The organism is Planococcus maitriensis (genome assembly GCF_003289925.1).
Taxonomy (GTDB): domain Bacteria; phylum Bacillota; class Bacilli; order Bacillales_A; family Planococcaceae; genus Planococcus; species Planococcus maitriensis.
Genome location: NZ_QLZQ01000007.1, coordinates 52,329 through 70,045, shown reverse-complemented (window position 1 = coordinate 70,045; position 17,717 = coordinate 52,329). Strand labels below are relative to the sequence as shown.

The window sequence follows — 17,717 nt, the reverse complement described above, 5'->3', positions numbered from 1 at the left end:
TTATATAGCGTAGACTAGGTTTATAGATTGCGGTTTAATTGAAAAATCGTTGTCAGTTCCGAAGAAAGCGAGGAGAAGAGATGGAGAAAGTAGAATTGAAAACTGTTATTAAGGATTGGCGTTTGCATGCCATTGCATTCATTTTGGTAGCCATCACCGAAGCGATCGGCCAATTCAGCATTGCTGTGGGGCCAGGAGTTATTCTATTATTACCGATGCTATATGCATTCTTTTTGGGTCTTGGCTTATATTTCACGCCGCTCATTTCCGAGAAAAACGCCAAAAATGCAGAACCGCTCATTATTTTAGGGGTGACGTTGCTCATTGCCAAAATCGGTGTCACAATCGGGCCGCAAATTGAAGCGATTATCGCAGCGGGTCCGGCACTTTTACTGCAGGAACTTGGCAATTTGGGAACGATTTTCCTGGCACTGCCGCTTGCGGTGCTGCTCGGGTTCCGTCGTGAAAGTATCGGCATGACCCACTCGATTGCACGTGAGCCGAATGTCGGGCTGATCGTTAACAAGTTCGGATTCTCTTCGCCAGAGGGCCGCGGCGTCATGGCGGTCTATATTTTCGGAACAGTGTTTGGAGCCGTTTTTCTCGGCTTGATATCTGGATTGCTTGCGACGGCGACGCCGCTGCATCCTCTGTCGTTCGCCATGGCATCGGGCGTCGGGAGCGGGTCGATGATGGCTGCGGCCAGTGGTTCGCTGATTGGTGCATATCCGGAATTGGAAGAACAGATTGTTGCCTTTGCGGGAGCGAGCAATTTGCTGTCGCTTTCCACTGGCTTGTATTTCAGTATCTTCATCGGCTTGCCGCTGACGGAGAAATTGTACAGCATCATGATGAGACGATCGGAACGAAAAGCTGCAAAAGGAGGCGGGCCGAATGCTTAAGAGTGTCATCGAATGGACGTGGGTATTGGCTATTTTCGGCGTCGCCGCCTTGATCGGCAATTGGTTCGGCATGGACGTCTTGCCATGGGAAGCGATTCCGGGAATGCTTGTCTTGATCGCGGTAAGCCTCGTCGGTTTAATGCTGGAGAAAGCATTGCCCTTCAGCATGCCGGCAGTCGGCTATATCGGCATACTTGCCATCATCATTTCCTTGCCGTGGTTTCCGGGTTCGGATTATGTCGTTGCCTGGACCAGCCAAATCGGCATTCTGGCTCTTGCCACCCCGATTCTCGCTTATGCCGGCATCTCGGTCGGATCGAACTGGGCAGATTTTCGCAAACTGGGCTTCCGGAGCTTTTTGGTCGCCATCGCAGTATTCCTCGGAACTTTCATTGGTTCAGCGCTGATCGCTGAAGTGATCTTGCGCTGGCAAGGCATTATCTAAAGAAAAAATCCCCGCAGCGGTATTTGCTGCGGGGATTTTTGATAGAGCGCCAAAAGAAATGGCCCGATGCAGTCAACTGCATCGGGCCTTCAAAAAATTTGGGGGTGAAGGGGAAGCTCACTAAACGCTTCTGTTTATTAGTTACCACATGCCGATCAAGGCTAAACATCTTGCCGCAACTTTTTGAAACTTGTACATTCTATATAGATAGACTTTTTTGAACGATCGCATTTATTCAGATGGAGGGGGAGTAAGATGAAAATTATTGTGGCGCCGGATTCTTTTAAAGGCAGCATCTCTGCTGAGCAAGCAGCACGCGCAATGGCTGAAGGAATACTGGATGCAGCTCCAGGGAGCGAAGTCATCGAATTGCCGTCCGCGGATGGTGGCGAAGGCACCATGGCGAATCTCGTCGCAGCAACAAATGGCCGCATCGTTACACAACAAGTTTCAGGGCCGCTTGGCGAGTTGGTCTCTGCCAGTTATGGTGTGCTCGGAAACGGCGAGACTTGTGTCATTGAACTTGCAGAGGCATCGGGCCTGACCTTACTTTCAGAAACAGAACGCGACCCGGAGCGTGCGTCGACGGAAGGCACCGGCGAATTGATCCGTTATGCGCTTGACGCGGGGTTCCGAGATTTTATTATTGGGCTTGGTGGCAGCGCGACGAATGACGGCGGCACAGGAATTCTTCGCGCGCTCGGTATGCAATTTCTGGACTCATCAGGCGAAGTGCTTCCTCCAGGCGCTGGGCCGTTGGATGAACTTTACAAGATAGATGCAAGCTCCTTTGACTCGCGCATCCGGGATTGCGGATTTGTCATCGCGAGCGATGTCGACAATCCGCTGATTGGCCAAAACGGCGCTTCTCATGTGTTTGGCCCTCAAAAAGGCGCGAGCGATGAAACGGCGAAGGATCTGGACCGGAAGTTAAGCCATTACGCTGATATCTTGGAGAAAGAGACAGGAGTATCGTTGCATGACGTTCCGGGAGCGGGGGCAGCGGGCGGTGCTGGCGGCGCGTTTATGGCATTTTTCCCGGCTGTTATGAAGCGCGGCGTCGACGTGGTTCTTGAAGCTTCGGGATTTTCGGAAAGCGTTGTGTCGAGTGATTTGGTTTTCACGGGTGAAGGGAAATCGGACCGCCAAACCCTATACGGAAAAACAGCTTTCGGCATTGCACAAATGGCAGCGGCCCACGGCAAGCCGGTCATTTTATTGTCCGGCACGGTCGATCCGGAGAGCCGCAGCGACTTAGAGCGTTTTTTCGAAGAAGTGCATTCAGTATCGGGTGGAGCTGTGACCGAAAAACAATCGATGGACAACGCCTATGTGCATGTGCGCAAACGGGCAGCGGAAATCCTCAACACTTATTTGGACAATCATCCACAATCCGATTAAGCATCCAGACAATTTTTATTTCGCACCAGGTGTAGCCAAAGGCGAAACGGGGTAAAAATCATTAACTGCCCCAAGCATGGATACATGCAGGCGAAATGAAAATAAGGAGGGATTTCCCGTGATGACGCCAATGACCAGAAGCAGGCTTCGGAAAGAAACCAACAGTTTATATGCAGACATGATGGCTTTTTATAAACGTTTTTCCAAGGTCCACGAACCAGGGCCAACCGATTTACAGCGGATGAAATTGAATCTGGATAGGCTCCATCCAACTTCAACTAAAGAACAGATTGAAGCGATCCGTTTTTTGGAATTCTTTTTGGCGATCCATCTCGGGCAAATCGATTCCGTCCATGAAGCAGAGCGCATCCAATTGCTCGTACGCGCGAAAGAATACACAACCCGGGACACAAGGCAACGGCATGCGCTGAGAAAATGGCGGCGCGAAGTGGAAGAAAGCAGCGAACAAGCTGTTTGAGACAAAAGAGCCGCGAGCGGCTCTTTTTTTATTGCCTGGAATTCCATCCTCCATAGCAAAAGGAAACGCGCTATAATGAATCTGTTATTTAACCTTGAATGGAGGCCGAACGATGGCTAATGGAAGAACAAAAGCAAGCGGCCATACGCTTGAAAGCTATATCGAATCGCCCCCCAAATTGCAGGGCTTATACAAGCGCACTTTATGGATTGTCATGCTCTCGCAAATTTTCGGGGGAGCGGGCTTGGCAGCCGGGATCACGGTCGGTGCTTTGCTTGCGCGTGATATGCTCGGCACAGAAAGCTATGCGGGGCTTCCGGTCTTTCTCTTTACGCTCGGGTCGGCAGGCGCTGCACTCATCGTCGGGCGCCTGTCACAGCGATTCGGGCGCAGGACAGGTTTGGCTGCCGGATTCCTTACGGGCGGCATCGGTTCGATCGGTGTCGTATTTGCCGCGATCTGGGGCAATGTCTTCCTGCTGTTCCTGTCGCTTCTTGTCTACGGGGCGGGGACGGCGACAAATCTTCAAGCGCGTTATGCAGGAACGGACCTGGCCAGCACGAAACAGCGCGGCACGGCCATCAGCGTGGCGATGGTGGCGACGACTTTCGGGGCATTTGCCGGGCCGAACCTGGTCGGCATCATGGGAGATTTCGCCGAATCGATCGGTGTGCCGGCGCTTGCCGGGCCATTCATTTTAGCGGGAGCTGCTTACATATTGGCGGGCATCGTGTTATTTGCGCTATTGCGCCCCGATCCGCTCATGGTGTCGCGTTATATCAGCGATCAGCAAAAACGGGATCAAGCCGCATCTGGAGAAGAAGAAGTGGCGGGCCCTGCGGTCAATAGCCGCGGCGTCTTTCTCGGTGCGACGGTGATGGTCATCACGCAAATCGTCATGGTCGCGATCATGACGATGACCCCGGTGCATATGGGCCACCATGGACATAGCCTCAATGCAATCGGCATGGTCATCGGCATCCACGTCGCAGCAATGTACCTCCCTTCGCTCGTGACCGGTGTGCTGGTCGATAAAGCGGGGCGCGTTGCGATGGTCGTCGCCGCAGGAGTGACCTTGCTGGCAGCAGGGCTTGTGGCGGCATTCGCTCCTGGGGATTCGCTGTTCGTCCTGATTCTCGCTTTGGCGTTGCTTGGGCTCGGCTGGAACTTCGGCCTGATCAGCGGCACGGCATTGATCGTCGACTCGACGAAACCGAAAGCGCGTGCGAAAACGCAAGGGACGGTCGATGTATTGATCGCCTTGGCCGGTGCGACTGGCGGCGGGATGTCGGGAATGGTCGTGGCTGGCACGAGCTTCGCGGTGCTGTCGCTTGCCGGCGGAATTCTGTCATTATTATTGGTGCCCGTTGTTATTTGGTTTTGGCGCAATCAAGAAACCAGTATTTCATAAGAAGCGGAGGCTTGGATGCCTCCGCTTTTTTCATTCTCATGGAATTTTAATGTTCTCCTCAGCAGACACTCAGTCCACGCGGATATGATAGAACTATCATAAAGCGAGAAAGGGTGTTCGAAGATGAAGAAAATGACAGCAGGAATGGCCGCGGTGATTTTATTGGCAGGATGCGGCACAGGACAAGATACGAGCCAACCGACAACAGCGGATACTGAAAATGCAACGCAGCAACAGACAGATGCAACAAATGGCGACAGCGGCAAAGCGCAAGGAGCGTCCAATGAACAAGCGGACAGCGCGGAGAAGGAAGCACAAGCTAACCAATCAGCATCTCCAGCAGCAAACGACGAGATCCGCGAATTCGACTTGGATTTGAAGTTCACGGATGACCGTGAATGGGACTTCGATTATGACCGCAACGATGCTTCGATCGAGCGCGATTCCCGAGACCGGTTATCAGGCCAGGAAGCCCAGGATGAATTCGCCCAACTTTTCCAGGCTGTCCAGTTTTCAACGGAACGCCCACTTGAGGATATCAAGCGCGAGGTGTTGGAAGCAGTCAATGCCGAGCAAGAAAGCGTGCGGGATTTTGAGATGGATGTAAAATTCGATTCAGGAAAAGAAATGGAAATAGATCACGATGTGAGAAACGGTGAAACTTCTGAAGAACTTAACGAATTTTCGCTTGAACTTAAGTTTGTGGATGGCGGCGAAGCGAGTTACGAATACGAAAGCGGTGAGGGGGAAGCGGAAATTGAGCGACGTGATGGATCGGAAAGTGAAGGGGCCGCGGCACTCGATGAGGTGGAGCAGCTGATCGGCCAAGTCACGGTCACGGTGGGCCGTTCAATCGATGATATGAAAGCCGAAGTGCTGCAGGCGCTATCGATCGATGCTGCTGAAGTGAAGGATTTCGAACTTGAAGTGGATTACCGGGGCGAGGAAGAGATCAAATTCGCCCACGATACGGAATAAAACAAAGAGCCTTCAGCAGAAGGCTCTTTGTTATGGATTTAAATAAGAAGTGCAGTAAAATCAAGAAAACAACCGGGATAACTTTCGGTAAAAAAACTGAGTTTTCCTTTATGCTATAAAGCAAAGGAGGTGGCCGCGATGGGGATGCTCATGGCGATTTTAGGCGGAATCGGATTATTTCTGTTGGGTATGCAAATGATGACAGGTTCCTTGAAAGAGCTGACTGGCGGATTCATCAAAGAATGGATGCACCGTTTTGCGGGCGGCACCGGACGCGCTATTTTTTCAGGTGCATTCATCACGGCCATCATCCAATCTTCCACTGCCGTCACACTTTTGACAATCGGCTTCGTCAGTGCCGGCCTGCTCAGCTTTGCCCAATCCGTCGGCATCATCATGGGGGCGAATATCGGCAGCACAAGCACCGGCTGGCTGGTGTCGCTGATCGGCTTCAAGGTGGACCTGCAAGGCTGGGCATTGCCGATTGTCGGTTTCGGTGTTTTGTTGAAAACCTTCCTGCCCGAGCAAAACAAGGCGTATGGTACGGGTCTTGCCGGATTCGGGCTTTTGTTTCTGGGCATCGGCGTCTTGCAGGAAGGGATGGCGGAATTGCAGCATGCCGTGTCCTTTGCCGGACTGACGAATATTTTCCTGCTTGTGTTGATCGGCACCGTGATGACCATCATCATGCAATCTTCGAGCGCTGCCGTCGCGACCACGCTGACGGCGTTATTTTCAGGAGTTATCGAATTCGAGCAGGCGGCATATCTCGTCATCGGCCAAAACATCGGGACGACGCTCACCGCCATCCTGGCTGCAATCGGGGCGGGGACAGCCGCGAAGCGGGCCGGCTTGACGCATGTGCTGTTCAATGTCGGGACAGCAGTGTTGGCGCTTATGTTGACGCCGCAATTATTGCAGGCAACCGCTGCCATCACCGTGTTCATCTTTGATGAATTCGACGCTGCATTCGGCATCGCCATTTTCCATACTTTGTTCAATGTGCTCGGTGTTTTGGTCTTTGCGTTGCTGATCCGCCCATTCATTCGTTTAATCGAAAAAATTGTCCCCGAAAAAGGCAATCCATTCGTCCAGCACCTCAACCCGCAAGTCGCCAAGTTGCCGGAAGTCGCACTCGAAGCGGTGCATCAGGCCATCCAATTGGTGCTATCGGAATTGATGCAACTCATGCGGATGGTGCTGCGTGACGGGACAGTGGACCGGCGCAAAGTGGATATATTGCACGGGGCGGCAATGGAAATCCGTACTTTCCTCGACCAAATCCAGTCCATGCCGCAAGAAGCTTTCCAGCGGCATGTGCAGATCCTGCATACCCTCGACCATGTCGATCGCCTGCTGCAAGTGATCGAAGAGCCGATCGGCAGGGAAGCTTATCAGGTCCACCCGGGCCTCACCGGAAGATGGATGCCGCTGCTCGACAAAGCGCAAACGGAAATGACCGAAGATGAACAATTGCCGGAACTTGCCAAGGAGTTCAGTTCAGCTTCCGGGGAAATGGCCGCCGAGCGGAAAGCGAGGCGCAACGAATATTACGTCCGCGCTGCAAAAAACGAAGCAGAACTTGCAACGGTCCTGAAAAAAGTCGACGCTTTGTTATGGTTCGACCGCCTCATCTATCATGCTTGGCGTGCCGTTGCCCGGCTCGAAAAAGCCCAGCGGACATAAAGAAGCCCCCTACCGCTTCAGGTGAGGGGCTTCTTTAGTGAGTTAGTTCAAAAACTGCGTATCGGTCAATTCGCTGAAGTCGGGTTTTTCTTTCAGGAATTTCAAGTCGAATGACGAGTCCCCGAAGGCCTGGATTTCCTCGCCATCGATATCGGTGCTGAAGAACATATTATCCCAAGCGCCGTCGATAACGGATTTTTCAAGCTCTTGGCCGGTGATATCGTCTATTGTGGAAATGACGATTTCCTTGGATTCTTCCGGGTTTTCTTCAATATAGGCAGTTGCTTCTTCATGTGCGTCAACAATCGCTTGCACGGTTTCCGGATCGGACTCGATCAATTCGCTGGAAGTGACGAGAACCGATGCCGGAAGCGTCGTGCCGAAGGAAATTTCATCCGGCTGGATGATCACCTTCGCGCCGGTATTTTGGGCGAGGACGGATGCCCAAGGTTCCGGTGCCACCGCAACATCGATCTTCCCTGTTTCAAACATCGCTTCGTACTGGGCAGGCTTGCCGGTCTGATGGATCATTTCCCCGCCGATGCGGTTTGAGGTGATGCCGTTTTCTTTCATATAAGTCTCAAACTGGACATCGTGCGTGCAGCCGACACGAGGCGTGATGAACGTGCTGCCGGGGATGTCCTCGATGGATTCGATGCCGCTGCCATCACGCGCCATGACGACGGTTCCGCCGCTAGCGCCGCCAGCGATCATGCGCACATCCGCCCCGTTCGTATAGTTATTCATCGCTGGGCCCGGGCCGACCAGGCCGCCGTCGATGTCGCCGGTTTTCAAGGCGGTCATGAAGTCGGAGCCGTCAGCGAATGTGACGTATTCGACATTCGTGCCTTCCGGCAAATTGCTTTCATAGAACTGCTGGTCTTTTGCGACCATTGCCGTGGCGTGGTCAAGGTTCGGGAAATAACCGAGTACAATGGTATCTTCAGCATCGCCTGAGGCGGCGCCTGATGCTCCGCAAGCTGACAAAATTCCCGCAGCTGCAAGGGTCGTTAATACAAGTCCGGATCTTTTCATGGAATAATTCCTCCTCTAATGGTTTCGAATTTTAGGATTCGAGTCCCCAGCGTTTCAGGACGTTCTTTTCAATGCGTTGGAAGATCAATTGGTCGACGACGGCGCCGACGACACCGATGATGATCATGACACCGATGACGAGTGCCATATTGCCGAAATCGGAAGCATAGCGCAAAGTATAGCCAAGCCCTGGCCCGGCACTTAATAATTCACCGGCCATGAGCGCGCGCCAGGCAAAAGCCCAGGCGAGACGCGCGCCGGTTACAAGATAAGGGACCGACGCCGGGATGATGACTTTCCAGAATAGGTCGATGCCGCCGGATCCCATCGTGCGGGCTGCTTTGATATAAAGCGGGTTGACGTTTTTGATGCCTGTCCGGACATTGAGCGTCATGACGAATGTACCGCCGAGGATGACGACGAAAATGATGGCGCCTTCCCCGAGGCCGAACCACATCATCGCAAGCGGCAGCCAGATGATGCTCGGTACGCTTTGCAAAGCCAGGACCATCGAGCCAATCGTGTCATCGGCCGTTTTGGAGCGGGCCAGCAAAATGCCGAGTGCCGTCCCGATCAAAAGTGAAACGGCGAGGCCGATCAACAGGCGCCGGAAACTCGCCACCAGGTCATAGACCAAAGTCATATCGGCGAATCCTGCGACCAGTGCGTCCCATACGCTGAACGGCGAAGGCAGGATCGTTTCATGCCATAATTCGAATTGGGAACCGAGACCCCAGAAAACAATCAGTCCAGTGAAAAACAGGAGGCGCTTAACTGCGGGCTTCATAAGCAAGCTCCTCGTTTATGACTTTATCGATTTCACCTTTCAACAGCCCCATGATGCGTTCTTCGAGCGCGGCGACTTGTTGTTTATGTTCATCGCGCGGGCGTGGGATATCGACTTCGATGTCCGCGATGACAGTTCCGGGACGGGTGCCCATCACGACGATGCGGTCCGATAGCTTGATCGATTCCGAAATGCTGTGCGTGACAAAAACGATGGTTTTCTGCGTATCGATCCAGATTTTCTCCAATTGCCCGTGGAGCCGGCTGCGCGTCTGTTCATCAAGCGCGCCGAACGGTTCGTCCATCAAGAGCACAGCGGGGTCCATCGCTAAGGTGCGCGCGATCGAGACGCGCTGCTGCATGCCGCCCGACAATTCATGCGGGTAGTGGCCCGCGTAATTGCTGAGCTGGACCATCTGCAGGAAATGGCGTGCGCGTTCTGCAGCTTGCTTGTTGTTCATGTCCTTGCGCAACGGAAACACGACGTTTTCCGTCACGGACATCCAAGGGAACAAGGCTGCTTCCTGGAACACCATGCCGCGGTCTTTGCCGGGCTTCTGGACATTCTTTCCGTCGACGACGATGCCGCCGGACGAAGCGGAGGTGAGGCCGGCGATCATCGACAGCAAAGTCGACTTGCCGCACCCGGATGGGCCAAGAATCGAGACGAATTGGCCTTTCGGGATTTCAAGGTTTATATCTTTTAATACGGTATTGGCATTATTGTCTTTATCGGTATAGATCTTGTTGATGTGCTGGATTTCAATAAACAAAATAATTCACTGGCTATAAAACCTACCTTTCCAATTGGATATCATTTAATAAAGTATAGTAGTTTTATAGGGATTGTCAATAATCACGCGCAAAAAAGTTTCGGGCAATAAAAAAAGAGAGGCATCTGCCTCTCTTTCCAAAACAAAATTCATTCGAATAGGTTCATGCTCAAATAGCGTTCACCGGTGTCCGGTGCAATGCACAATACTTTTTTTCCGGGACCGAGCCGTTTGGCGATTTCGATGGCTGCATAGATGGTCGCGCCGGCAGAAGGGCCGACAAAGACGCCTTCTTCACGTGCGGCGCGGCGGAACATCTCGATGGCGTCTTCATCTTCGATGGCCATGATTTCATCGTAAATGGACGTATTCAATGTATCCGGCACGAATCCAGGGCTAGTGCCGACCAGCTTGTGTTTGCCTGGCTTGCCTCCTGACAGGACAGGGGAGCCTTTCGGTTCGACAACAGTAATATGGAGGTTCGGCAATTGCTCTTTCAAGGTCTCGCCGGTACCGGTGATGGTGCCGCCCGTTCCGGCCGAAGCGACGAATGCATCGAGCTGGCCGTCCATTTGCTCGAGGATCTCAAGCGCTGTCGTGCCTCGGTGGGCATCGGGATTGGCCGGGTTTTCGAACTGCTGGGGGATGAAGCTGCCGGGTATCGTTTCCCGCAATTCAAGCGCTTTTTGGATGGCGCCCGGCATTTTGTCGTCGCTTGGCGTCAAGACAACTTCCGAACCGAATGCTTTGAGCAAATTGATGCGCTCTTGGGTAGCGTTGTCCGGCAGCACCAGGATGGAGCGGTAGCCTTTCGCTGCAGCGACCATCGCCAGGCCGATGCCGGTATTGCCGCTCGTCGGTTCGATGATGGTCGATCCCGCCTTTAATGCGCCCGACTCTTCAGCTTGCTTGATCATATTATAAGCTGCACGGTCTTTGACGCTTTTAGTGGGGTTGAACATTTCAAGTTTGACGTAGACATCCGCTGCCCCTTCAGGGACAAGGCGCTTCAATTTAACAACAGGCGTATCGCCGATCAGGTCGGTAATGGAATCAAATGGTTTCATCGAGTAAACAACCTTTCTCTATCGGATATAAAGGATATTATCATCTATTGTAGTACAAAGCGAAAGGCCACGCCATCGGCTTGTTTCATATACTGGCAGGATCATTCATATTATAGAAGGAAATTAGCCGATGACCGCTCGGTTGGATAAGGCGGACGGAGTGAAATCTTCGACAAAACGCCAAGGAGTAGCGTACTATTTTGGTAACGGGAAATCGTTCGAATCATGCAATAGAAAGTAGGGACAGCTGTGAAAAAACAAATAGTGGTAATCGGGCTGGGGCGCTTCGGCAGCAGTGTTTGCAAAGAGCTGTACGGGATGGGGCACGACATCATGGCGATCGACTCCAACCCCGAAACAGTCAGCACGATGTCTGACTATGCAAGCCATACCGCAACAGCCGATGCAACGGACGAAGGCAGCCTGAAGTCGCTCGGTGTCCGGAATTTCGAGTATGCCATCGTCGCAATCGGCGATGACTTGCAGGCGAGCGTCTTATGCACGCTCATGCTGAAAGAACTGGGCGTGCCTAAAGTTTGGGTGAAAGCACGCGACCAGCAGCACCAAAAGATACTGGAACGCATCGGGGCAGACCGTGTCATCCAGCCGGAATATGAAATGGGCGTCCGGACTGCCCATCACATCGATTCCGAAAAAGTGGTCGACTATATCAACTTATCCGAAAACTACAGCATCATCGAACTTGCGGCATCCGACAAAGTGATCGGCAAGACACTCGGATCATTGAATATCCGGAAAGATTACGGCTGCATGATTTTGGCGATCAAACACGGGGAGGATGTCAATATCGCGCCGCTCTTGGAGGATTCGATCGAAGACGGGGATATCCTGATTGCGATGGGGCATAAAGACGACCTTAAACGCTTTGAAGACAAAGGGCTGTAAAGAACGGCAGCACAATCGATGGGAAAAGGCGGTGGCTGAATGAAAGTACGGATCGATTGGACGTATAAATCACCGAAAAACAAAATCGTGCAATTTCTCTCCGAAGAGCTTGAAGCAAATGAAGCGCTGATGGTGGCCGAGGACCTGGATCGCACAGGCCGCACCAAACGCCTTCAGTTTGCCGATCGCCATAACAGCAACTGGAGCGTCAAGGAACTGAAAAACTATGTCAAGGAAGTGGAGACAGAGCCGCATGACGCCGTCGCCTATTACGATGGGGGCTTTGACCGCCATTCGAAACGGGCGGGACTCGGCTGCGCCATCTATTTCAATCAAAACGGCAAGGAATATCGCTTACGGAAAAATGCCATCATCGATGGAATCGATTCGAATAATGAGGCTGAGTATGCAGCACTGTCGATGGCGGTCCAGGAAATCGAATTGCTCGGCGTCCATCATCTCCCTGTCCGCTTTATCGGCGATTCGAGGACGCTGGTCAATCAGATGAGCGGTGAATGGGCAGTGCCGGAACAAAGCTTGGCAAGGTGGGCAGACCGGATCGACCAGCGCCTGGAAAAGCTCGGCATCCATCCCGAATACGAATTTGTCCCGAGAAAGGAAAACGCGGAAGCTGACCGTTTGGCAACACAGGCACTTGGCGAAACGGTGATTGAGAGCTTGATTGACTTGAATGCTGATAAATGAATAAATAATGGGTGGTTGCCAGGAATAAGGACTCCTGGCAACTTTTTCTATTCCACGTAAGTTTGTATCACTTTACATGCCAAATCACTCAAATTTATCAGAATAGTTAGATATATATTGAAATTATCTTGTGTAGGGTGTATAAATGAGGTGTACAAAAGTTATACAAATACTATATGGAAAGAGGTTGGACACATGAAGAAGTTATCTGTCTCTCTTGTCGCAATGCTGGTGCTGTTTTCGCTTCTCGGATCTTTGGTCATGGCGGATGAACACGGTGACATGGCAAAAGTTCGGGTGTTGCACGCTTCACCTGATGCCCCTGCAGTAGATGTGTACGTCAACGGGGATTTAACGCTCGAAGAAGTACCATTCAAGACGGATTCCGGATATTTGGAAGTCCCGGCTGGAACACATGATGTAGAAGTATTCGCTGCAGGTACTGAATATGCAGCAGGAGAAGGCGTTTTGCAGGCTGATCTGGAAGTGGAAGCCGGTAAAGCTTATACAGTCGCAGCAGCCAACCTCTTGGAGTCCATCGAATTTGTAGTAGCTGAAGATTCCATGGAAGTCACTGAAGGCCAGGCGAAAATCCGCGTCGGCCATTTGTCCCCGGATGCCCCGGCAGTTGATGTTGGGATCATCGGAGGAGATGCGCTGTTCAGCGGAGCCGAGTTCCCGGGAATCACGGATTATGCAGAAGTAGCTCCTGACACGTACGACTTGGAAATCCGTTTGCCGGATGGCACACAAGTATTGCCGCTCGAAGGAACTGAACTTGCTGCAGATACTGTCTACTCTGTCTTTGCAGTCAACACAGTCGATTCCCTTGAAGTGATCGCCCTTGTCGATTACGAAGCGGCTGCATCGCCGGATGAAATGCCGACAACTGGACTTGGCACGCCTGAACAATCCCAGTCCATGTGGCTGCTGGTCGGTGGCGCGTTGTTCTTGGTAGCAGCTAGCGGGCTTGTGTGGAGAAAACGATTTCAATAAATTCGCATTGCTCCTCGCTGCCGTATTTCTTGCGGGATGTACGTCTGCCCCGCAAGATGAAGTGAGTATCCGCAGTGCGGAAGTCGGCTTTTCCGCCAAAGCGGAAGCGGCGAGATCAGAACAACCGAAAGAAGCAGGGGAGGCGAAAGCCGCTGAGAAAGAAAAACCGGCGGCTGAGCCGAAGTCGAAGCAGGCGGGCAACCCGATCAATGAACTGAACCAGCCGGGCATCGCGCCAGAGACGCTGTCCATCCCATCCATTGGGGTGGAAGCGGATGTCACGCATCTCGGCGTGACCGATACGGGGGAAATGGCGGTGCCGGATAACGGCGAGGAACTGAGCTGGTTTTCTCCGGGCTACCGACCCGGCCAAAGAGGGCGGTCGGTCATAGCGGGACATGTCGATGATTTGGACGGCCCGGCTGTGTTTTGGGATTTGACGGAGCTCGAGCCGGGAGATGAGATTTTCGTCTCCGGCGACGATCGCGAGCTGCGGTTCAAGGTCCACACGATGGAGTCAGTGCCGCTCGATTTGGCGGATGTCGATTCGGTCTTCGGCTATCATTCGTCCCCCGAACTGGTGCTGATTACCTGCTCCGGAACCTATGATTATGACCGGGGCACGAGGGAAGAACGCTTGATCGTCTACGCCTCGCTTGTACAAGAATAGGAAAGCGTCTCCTTGGAGGCGCTTTTTTTTAGTGGCTGTTTAGGGTTCTGCTTTGCCGCTGAAGGAGATGCAGTCTGCGGCCGTCACATTTTCGCAACATTACCTGAGGGAGCGCCCGGCTGAAAAGCAACTTCCGCATAACTGCATGATATAATTGGAGGGAACTTTTTTGCGCGATGAGCGTATCGGTTACATAAGATTAAATAAGGAGTCGTCTATCGCCCTATGAAGGAATCACTGAAGCGGATCGTGGAAAGTGCGCGGTTCAATACATTCATCACTGTTTTGATTTTAATCAATGCCTTGCTGGTCGGCTTGGAGACCTATCCGTCAATTGCGGAAAACTACGGGTCATGGCTGTTGATGCTGGATATCATCATCCTGGCATTCTTCGCCTTGGAGATCTTCGCTAAGTTATTCGTTTACCGGGCGAAATTCTTCGGCAATGCATGGAATAATTTCGATTTCATCATCGTTGTCGGAAGCCTTATCCTCTATAATTCCCCATTCATCAGCGTATTGCGGATTTTCCGCGTGCTGCGTGTGCTGCGGACCGTGTCGACCATTCCGTCACTGCGCCGCGTCGTGACCGCCTTGTTCATGGCCATTCCGACCATCACGAGCGTCATCTTGCTCATGTCGATCATCTTTTACGTCTATGCGGTCATCGGCACATTCTTTTACGCGGATATTGAACCGGAATATTTCGGAGATCTCGGGCTTTCGCTTATCTCGCTATTCCAGATCTTCACATTGGAATCTTGGGCGAGCGGGATTTTCCGCCCGGTCTTTGAGTCTGAGCCATGGTCCTGGCTGTACTTCATTTCCTTCATCGTCGTATCGACCTTCCTGATGATCAACTTGATCGTCGGGGAAATCGTCAACAATGCGCAGAAGATTTCAGATGAAATCGACAAAGAGACGGCTGAACTTGAAGGCATCAAAGAAGACACATCGGAAATCGAAGACTTGAGAAAAGAGGTCGGCGAACTGAAAAGCATGATCCAAACACTCGTCGACCGGAAATAACCCTAAGCAAAAGAAGCTGCCTTCATGGGCAGCTTCTTTTTGTACGGATCAAACTTTCGGCAACTGGTTGACGAGTGTGATGAATTCGCGGGAGACATAAGGCACGTAACGGTTTTTGGCCATGATGATGCCGAGCCGCCACGGGAATGTCTGGGTCAGGGAGACGGTTTTGAAGGGGCCGTCCTGTACGCGGTCGCAAATCAGCTTGGGCATCAACGTGACGCCGAGGTTTTTCTCGACCATGCCGACGATGAAATCCCATTGTGAGCTTTCGTAGGCGATTTTCGGCTCGAACCCTTCGCTGCGGCAGAATTCGACCGTTCGCCCATTGAGCGTGAATTCCTTGCTAAGGAGGAGGAAAGGGTCATTTTTGAAATCAATCAGGTCCCTTGTTTCCTGGTTGGCGAGCGGATGGTCTTCGTGGACCAGCAGCTTGATCTCCTGGTCGACAAACGGAACGACTTCGAAACGTTCGGCATCGACAGGAAGCATGACAAATCCTAGATCCACTTCGCCGTCAGCTACTTTTTCCTCCACTTTCTTTGCGCCGTCTTCAACCAGGATGACGGTCACATCGGGATAGCGGGATTGGAATTCTGCGATGATCGTCGGGAAAAACAGCGTGCTGATGACCGGCGGCAGGCCGATTTTGATCTTTCCTTTGTTCAAGTTCATGATGTCATACAGCGAAGAGGACAAGTCTTCGAGGCTGTTGACGATTTTCTGGGCCTGGATAAAGACGACTTCCCCTGCATCGGTCAAACGAACTTTCCGTGACGAGCGGTCGAATAAAGACACTTCCATTTCCTGTTCCAGGTTTTTGACCATCTTGCTGAGTGTCGGCTGCGTCACATGGAGGGCTTGTGCTGCTTTTGTGAAACTTTGATGCTTTGCCACTTCGATAAAATAACTAAGCTGTCGGATATCCATAAGAACGCCCCTTATCTATAACTAATGTCTATGGAAGCTATTATTATTATTCATTTTACCTATCGATTTCTTCGTTGTATAGTATTAAAAGGTTTCAGGACTAAATATTTAGACAATTCATCCATGCTTTTCCGGGAGAAAAGTAAGCGTTTCCAATTTGTTCGAAAAACCGTAACACATTCAAAAGGGGGATTTATCATGTTAAGTATGATCGGAATGATCGGCGGGCTTATTCTATTGATCGTGTTGACGATGAGAGGCGTCAATTTATTGATTGCCGGCCCGTTGTCGGCTTTGTTCGTCGCGGTTCTCAGCGGGCTGCCGCTGTTTCCGCAGTTAGTGGGGGAAGGGGAAGCCAATTTACTATCGAACTATATGGGCGGCTTCTCCGGATTCATCACCTCATGGTTCCCGATGTTCTTGCTCGGGGCCATATTCGGTAAGGTCATGGAAGACACAGGTGCTGCGGACAGTGTCTCCAAATGGCTGGTCGGAAAATTCGGCTTGTCAAAAGCGGTATTGGCGATTGTCATCGCCTGTGCTGTCCTGACATACGGTGGCGTCAGCTTGTTCGTCGTCGCGTTCTCGGTTTACCCGATGGCACTCAGCTTGTTCAAGCAAGCGGACTTGCCGCGCCGCTTCATCCCGGCAGCTCTTGCGCTTGGGTCTGTGACATTTACGATGACTTCTGCAGGGTCGCCGGAGATCCAGAACTGGATCCCGATTGAGTATCTCAACACGAGCCCATATGCCGGCTGGGAAGTCAGCATCATCGTGGCGGTCTTCATGGCGGTATTCGGCTATTGGTGGCTGAAGCGCATGATCAATAAAGCCGTGAAGAAAGGCGAGCGTTTCGAATCACGGGAATCCGATCCGCAAATGTCGGATAGAGCATTGCCGCATCCGGTCACGGGCTTGATTCCGTTATTGGTCGTTTTGGCTGTGTCGTTCATTTTCCATGATTCACTCGGCACTTCTGCCTTGATCTTGGCATTGCTCGGCGGGGTCATCACCACGTACCTGTTGAACATGAAATATTTCACGAACCTGGGCAAAGCTTTGACGGACGGGACAATCGGCGCATTGATCGCCATCGGCAACACGGCAGCGGTTGTCGGTTTCGGCGGCGTTGCAAAAGCAGTCCCGGCTTTCCAAGTGGCAGTCGATGCCATGACAAACATTCCGGGAAGCCCGCTGATTGGCGGCGCCGTGGCGGTCAGTGTCATCGCCGGCCTTACAGGATCCGCTTCAGGCGGTCAAGTCATCGCATTGCCATTGATTGCGCCCCATTATATCGATATGGGCGTCAACACGGAAGCGCTTCACCGGACCATCGCGATTTCTTCGGGGGCTCTCGATTCATTGCCGCATAACGGCTATGTCGTAACGACCATCCAAGGGATTTGCGGCGAGACCCATAAAGCAGCCTACGGGGCAATGGGGGCTGTAACGGTGATCGTGCCGCTGATCGGATTGGCGATTGCGATCGTGCTGTTCAGTTTAGGGCTAGGCATTTAAT

General features: G+C 52.1%; 18 protein-coding genes. 13 read left to right on the top strand and 5 right to left on the bottom strand.

The window, feature by feature from the left end; translation table 11 throughout:
- Positions 1–80 precede the first annotated feature (80 nt).
- From DP119_RS13685 to DP119_RS13655, 7 genes are all read left to right on the top strand, one after another.
- The gene (locus DP119_RS13685) at positions 81–902 is read left to right on the top strand and encodes a DUF3100 domain-containing protein (protein ID WP_058381462.1); all 822 of its coding nucleotides are present in this window, start codon (positions 81–83) and stop codon (positions 900–902) included.
- Positions 895–1,347, top strand: a complete 453-nt coding sequence (locus DP119_RS13680; RefSeq protein WP_101805356.1) for a hypothetical protein — start codon at positions 895–897, stop codon at positions 1,345–1,347. Before DP119_RS13685 ends, DP119_RS13680 begins: the two co-directional genes overlap by 8 nt.
- A 255-nt stretch (positions 1,348–1,602) precedes the next feature.
- A complete protein-coding gene (locus DP119_RS13675) occupies positions 1,603–2,748 on the top strand; it encodes a glycerate kinase (protein ID WP_112233696.1) in 1,146 nt (381 codons plus the stop codon).
- Positions 2,749–2,866: 118 nt separating this feature from the next.
- Positions 2,867–3,226 (top strand): hypothetical protein, encoded by a 360-nt coding sequence (locus tag DP119_RS13670; protein ID WP_112233695.1) that lies wholly within the window; start codon positions 2,867–2,869, stop codon positions 3,224–3,226.
- Between the two features lie 112 nt (positions 3,227–3,338).
- The gene (locus DP119_RS13665) at positions 3,339–4,637 is read left to right on the top strand and encodes an MFS transporter (protein WP_112233694.1); all 1,299 of its coding nucleotides are present in this window, start codon (positions 3,339–3,341) and stop codon (positions 4,635–4,637) included.
- A gap of 123 nt (positions 4,638–4,760) precedes the next feature.
- Positions 4,761–5,615 carry a YusW family protein gene (locus tag DP119_RS13660; protein ID WP_112233693.1) on the top strand — a complete coding sequence of 285 codons (855 nt, stop codon included), beginning with the start codon at positions 4,761–4,763 and terminating at the stop codon, positions 5,613–5,615.
- Between the two features lie 138 nt (positions 5,616–5,753).
- The gene (locus DP119_RS13655) at positions 5,754–7,301 is read left to right on the top strand and encodes a Na/Pi cotransporter family protein (protein ID WP_112233692.1); all 1,548 of its coding nucleotides are present in this window, start codon (positions 5,754–5,756) and stop codon (positions 7,299–7,301) included.
- Between the two features lie 42 nt (positions 7,302–7,343).
- Here the strand turns inward: DP119_RS13655 and DP119_RS13650 are convergent, their stop codons facing one another.
- The 4 genes from DP119_RS13650 to cysK form a co-directional block, all read right to left on the bottom strand.
- The gene (locus tag DP119_RS13650; protein ID WP_112233691.1) at positions 7,344–8,336 is read right to left on the bottom strand and encodes an ABC transporter substrate-binding protein; all 993 of its coding nucleotides are present in this window, start codon (positions 8,334–8,336) and stop codon (positions 7,344–7,346) included.
- Between the two features lie 31 nt (positions 8,337–8,367).
- Positions 8,368–9,123, bottom strand: coding sequence for an ABC transporter permease (locus tag DP119_RS13645; protein ID WP_101189817.1), 756 nt, complete (start codon positions 9,121–9,123; stop codon positions 8,368–8,370).
- Positions 9,107–9,895, bottom strand: coding sequence for an ABC transporter ATP-binding protein (locus DP119_RS13640; protein WP_101805357.1), 789 nt, complete (start codon positions 9,893–9,895; stop codon positions 9,107–9,109). The genes DP119_RS13645 and DP119_RS13640 overlap by 17 nt, the downstream gene beginning before the upstream one ends.
- A gap of 149 nt (positions 9,896–10,044) precedes the next feature.
- On the bottom strand, positions 10,045–10,962 hold the full coding sequence (gene cysK / locus DP119_RS13635) for a cysteine synthase A (RefSeq protein ID WP_112233690.1): 918 nt from the start codon (positions 10,960–10,962) through the stop codon (positions 10,045–10,047).
- A gap of 249 nt (positions 10,963–11,211) precedes the next feature.
- Between cysK and DP119_RS13630 the strand changes: the two genes are divergently transcribed.
- The 5 genes from DP119_RS13630 (at position 11,212) to DP119_RS13610 (ending at position 15,268) form a co-directional block, all read left to right on the top strand.
- Positions 11,212–11,868, top strand: coding sequence for a potassium channel family protein (locus DP119_RS13630; protein ID WP_112233689.1), 657 nt, complete (start codon positions 11,212–11,214; stop codon positions 11,866–11,868).
- A 39-nt stretch (positions 11,869–11,907) separates the two neighbouring features.
- Positions 11,908–12,573: a reverse transcriptase-like protein gene (locus DP119_RS13625; RefSeq protein WP_112233688.1), complete on the top strand. Its 666-nt coding sequence runs from the start codon at positions 11,908–11,910 to the stop codon at positions 12,571–12,573.
- Positions 12,574–12,768: 195 nt separating this feature from the next.
- Positions 12,769–13,569 carry a DUF4397 domain-containing protein gene (locus tag DP119_RS13620; RefSeq protein WP_112233687.1) on the top strand — a complete coding sequence of 267 codons (801 nt, stop codon included), beginning with the start codon at positions 12,769–12,771 and terminating at the stop codon, positions 13,567–13,569.
- Positions 13,544–14,239, top strand: coding sequence for a class F sortase (locus DP119_RS13615; protein WP_112233686.1), 696 nt, complete (start codon positions 13,544–13,546; stop codon positions 14,237–14,239). Before DP119_RS13620 ends, DP119_RS13615 begins: the two co-directional genes overlap by 26 nt.
- 225 nt (positions 14,240–14,464) lie before the next feature.
- Entirely contained in the window at positions 14,465–15,268 is an 804-nt protein-coding gene (locus tag DP119_RS13610) for an ion transporter (RefSeq protein ID WP_112233685.1), read from the top strand.
- Between the two features lie 48 nt (positions 15,269–15,316).
- On the opposite strand, the gene DP119_RS13605 is transcribed toward DP119_RS13610, so the two are convergent.
- Complete coding sequence (locus tag DP119_RS13605) at positions 15,317–16,198, bottom strand: LysR family transcriptional regulator (RefSeq protein WP_112233684.1); 882 nt, start codon at positions 16,196–16,198, stop codon at positions 15,317–15,319.
- Positions 16,199–16,396: 198 nt separating this feature from the next.
- On the opposite strand from DP119_RS13605, the gene DP119_RS13600 reads away from it, so the two are divergent.
- Positions 16,397–17,716 (top strand): GntP family permease, encoded by a 1,320-nt coding sequence (locus DP119_RS13600; RefSeq protein WP_112233683.1) that lies wholly within the window; start codon positions 16,397–16,399, stop codon positions 17,714–17,716.
- The last annotated feature ends 1 nt before the right edge of the window (position 17,717 follow it).

Bases quoted from the DNA above. Each gene is read 5' to 3' on its own strand.
- DP119_RS13685 (WP_058381462.1), top strand. From the start codon at position 81: ATGGAGAAAGTAGAATTGAAAACTGTTATTAAGGATTGGCGTTTGCAT.
- DP119_RS13680 (WP_101805356.1), top strand. From the start codon at position 895: ATGCTTAAGAGTGTCATCGAATGGACGTGGGTATTGGCTATTTTCGGC.
- DP119_RS13675 (WP_112233696.1), top strand. From the start codon at position 1,603: ATGAAAATTATTGTGGCGCCGGATTCTTTTAAAGGCAGCATCTCTGCT.
- DP119_RS13665 (WP_112233694.1), top strand. From the start codon at position 3,339: ATGGCTAATGGAAGAACAAAAGCAAGCGGCCATACGCTTGAAAGCTAT.
- DP119_RS13660 (WP_112233693.1), top strand. From the start codon at position 4,761: ATGAAGAAAATGACAGCAGGAATGGCCGCGGTGATTTTATTGGCAGGA.
- DP119_RS13655 (WP_112233692.1), top strand. From the start codon at position 5,754: ATGGGGATGCTCATGGCGATTTTAGGCGGAATCGGATTATTTCTGTTG.
- DP119_RS13650 (WP_112233691.1), bottom strand. From the start codon at position 8,336: ATGAAAAGATCCGGACTTGTATTAACGACCCTTGCAGCTGCGGGAATT.
- DP119_RS13645 (WP_101189817.1), bottom strand. From the start codon at position 9,123: ATGAAGCCCGCAGTTAAGCGCCTCCTGTTTTTCACTGGACTGATTGTT.
- cysK (WP_112233690.1), bottom strand. From the start codon at position 10,962: ATGAAACCATTTGATTCCATTACCGACCTGATCGGCGATACGCCTGTT.
- DP119_RS13625 (WP_112233688.1), top strand. From the start codon at position 11,908: ATGAAAGTACGGATCGATTGGACGTATAAATCACCGAAAAACAAAATC.
- DP119_RS13620 (WP_112233687.1), top strand. From the start codon at position 12,769: ATGAAGAAGTTATCTGTCTCTCTTGTCGCAATGCTGGTGCTGTTTTCG.
- DP119_RS13610 (WP_112233685.1), top strand. From the start codon at position 14,465: ATGAAGGAATCACTGAAGCGGATCGTGGAAAGTGCGCGGTTCAATACA.
- DP119_RS13605 (WP_112233684.1), bottom strand. From the start codon at position 16,198: ATGGATATCCGACAGCTTAGTTATTTTATCGAAGTGGCAAAGCATCAA.
- DP119_RS13600 (WP_112233683.1), top strand. From the start codon at position 16,397: ATGTTAAGTATGATCGGAATGATCGGCGGGCTTATTCTATTGATCGTG.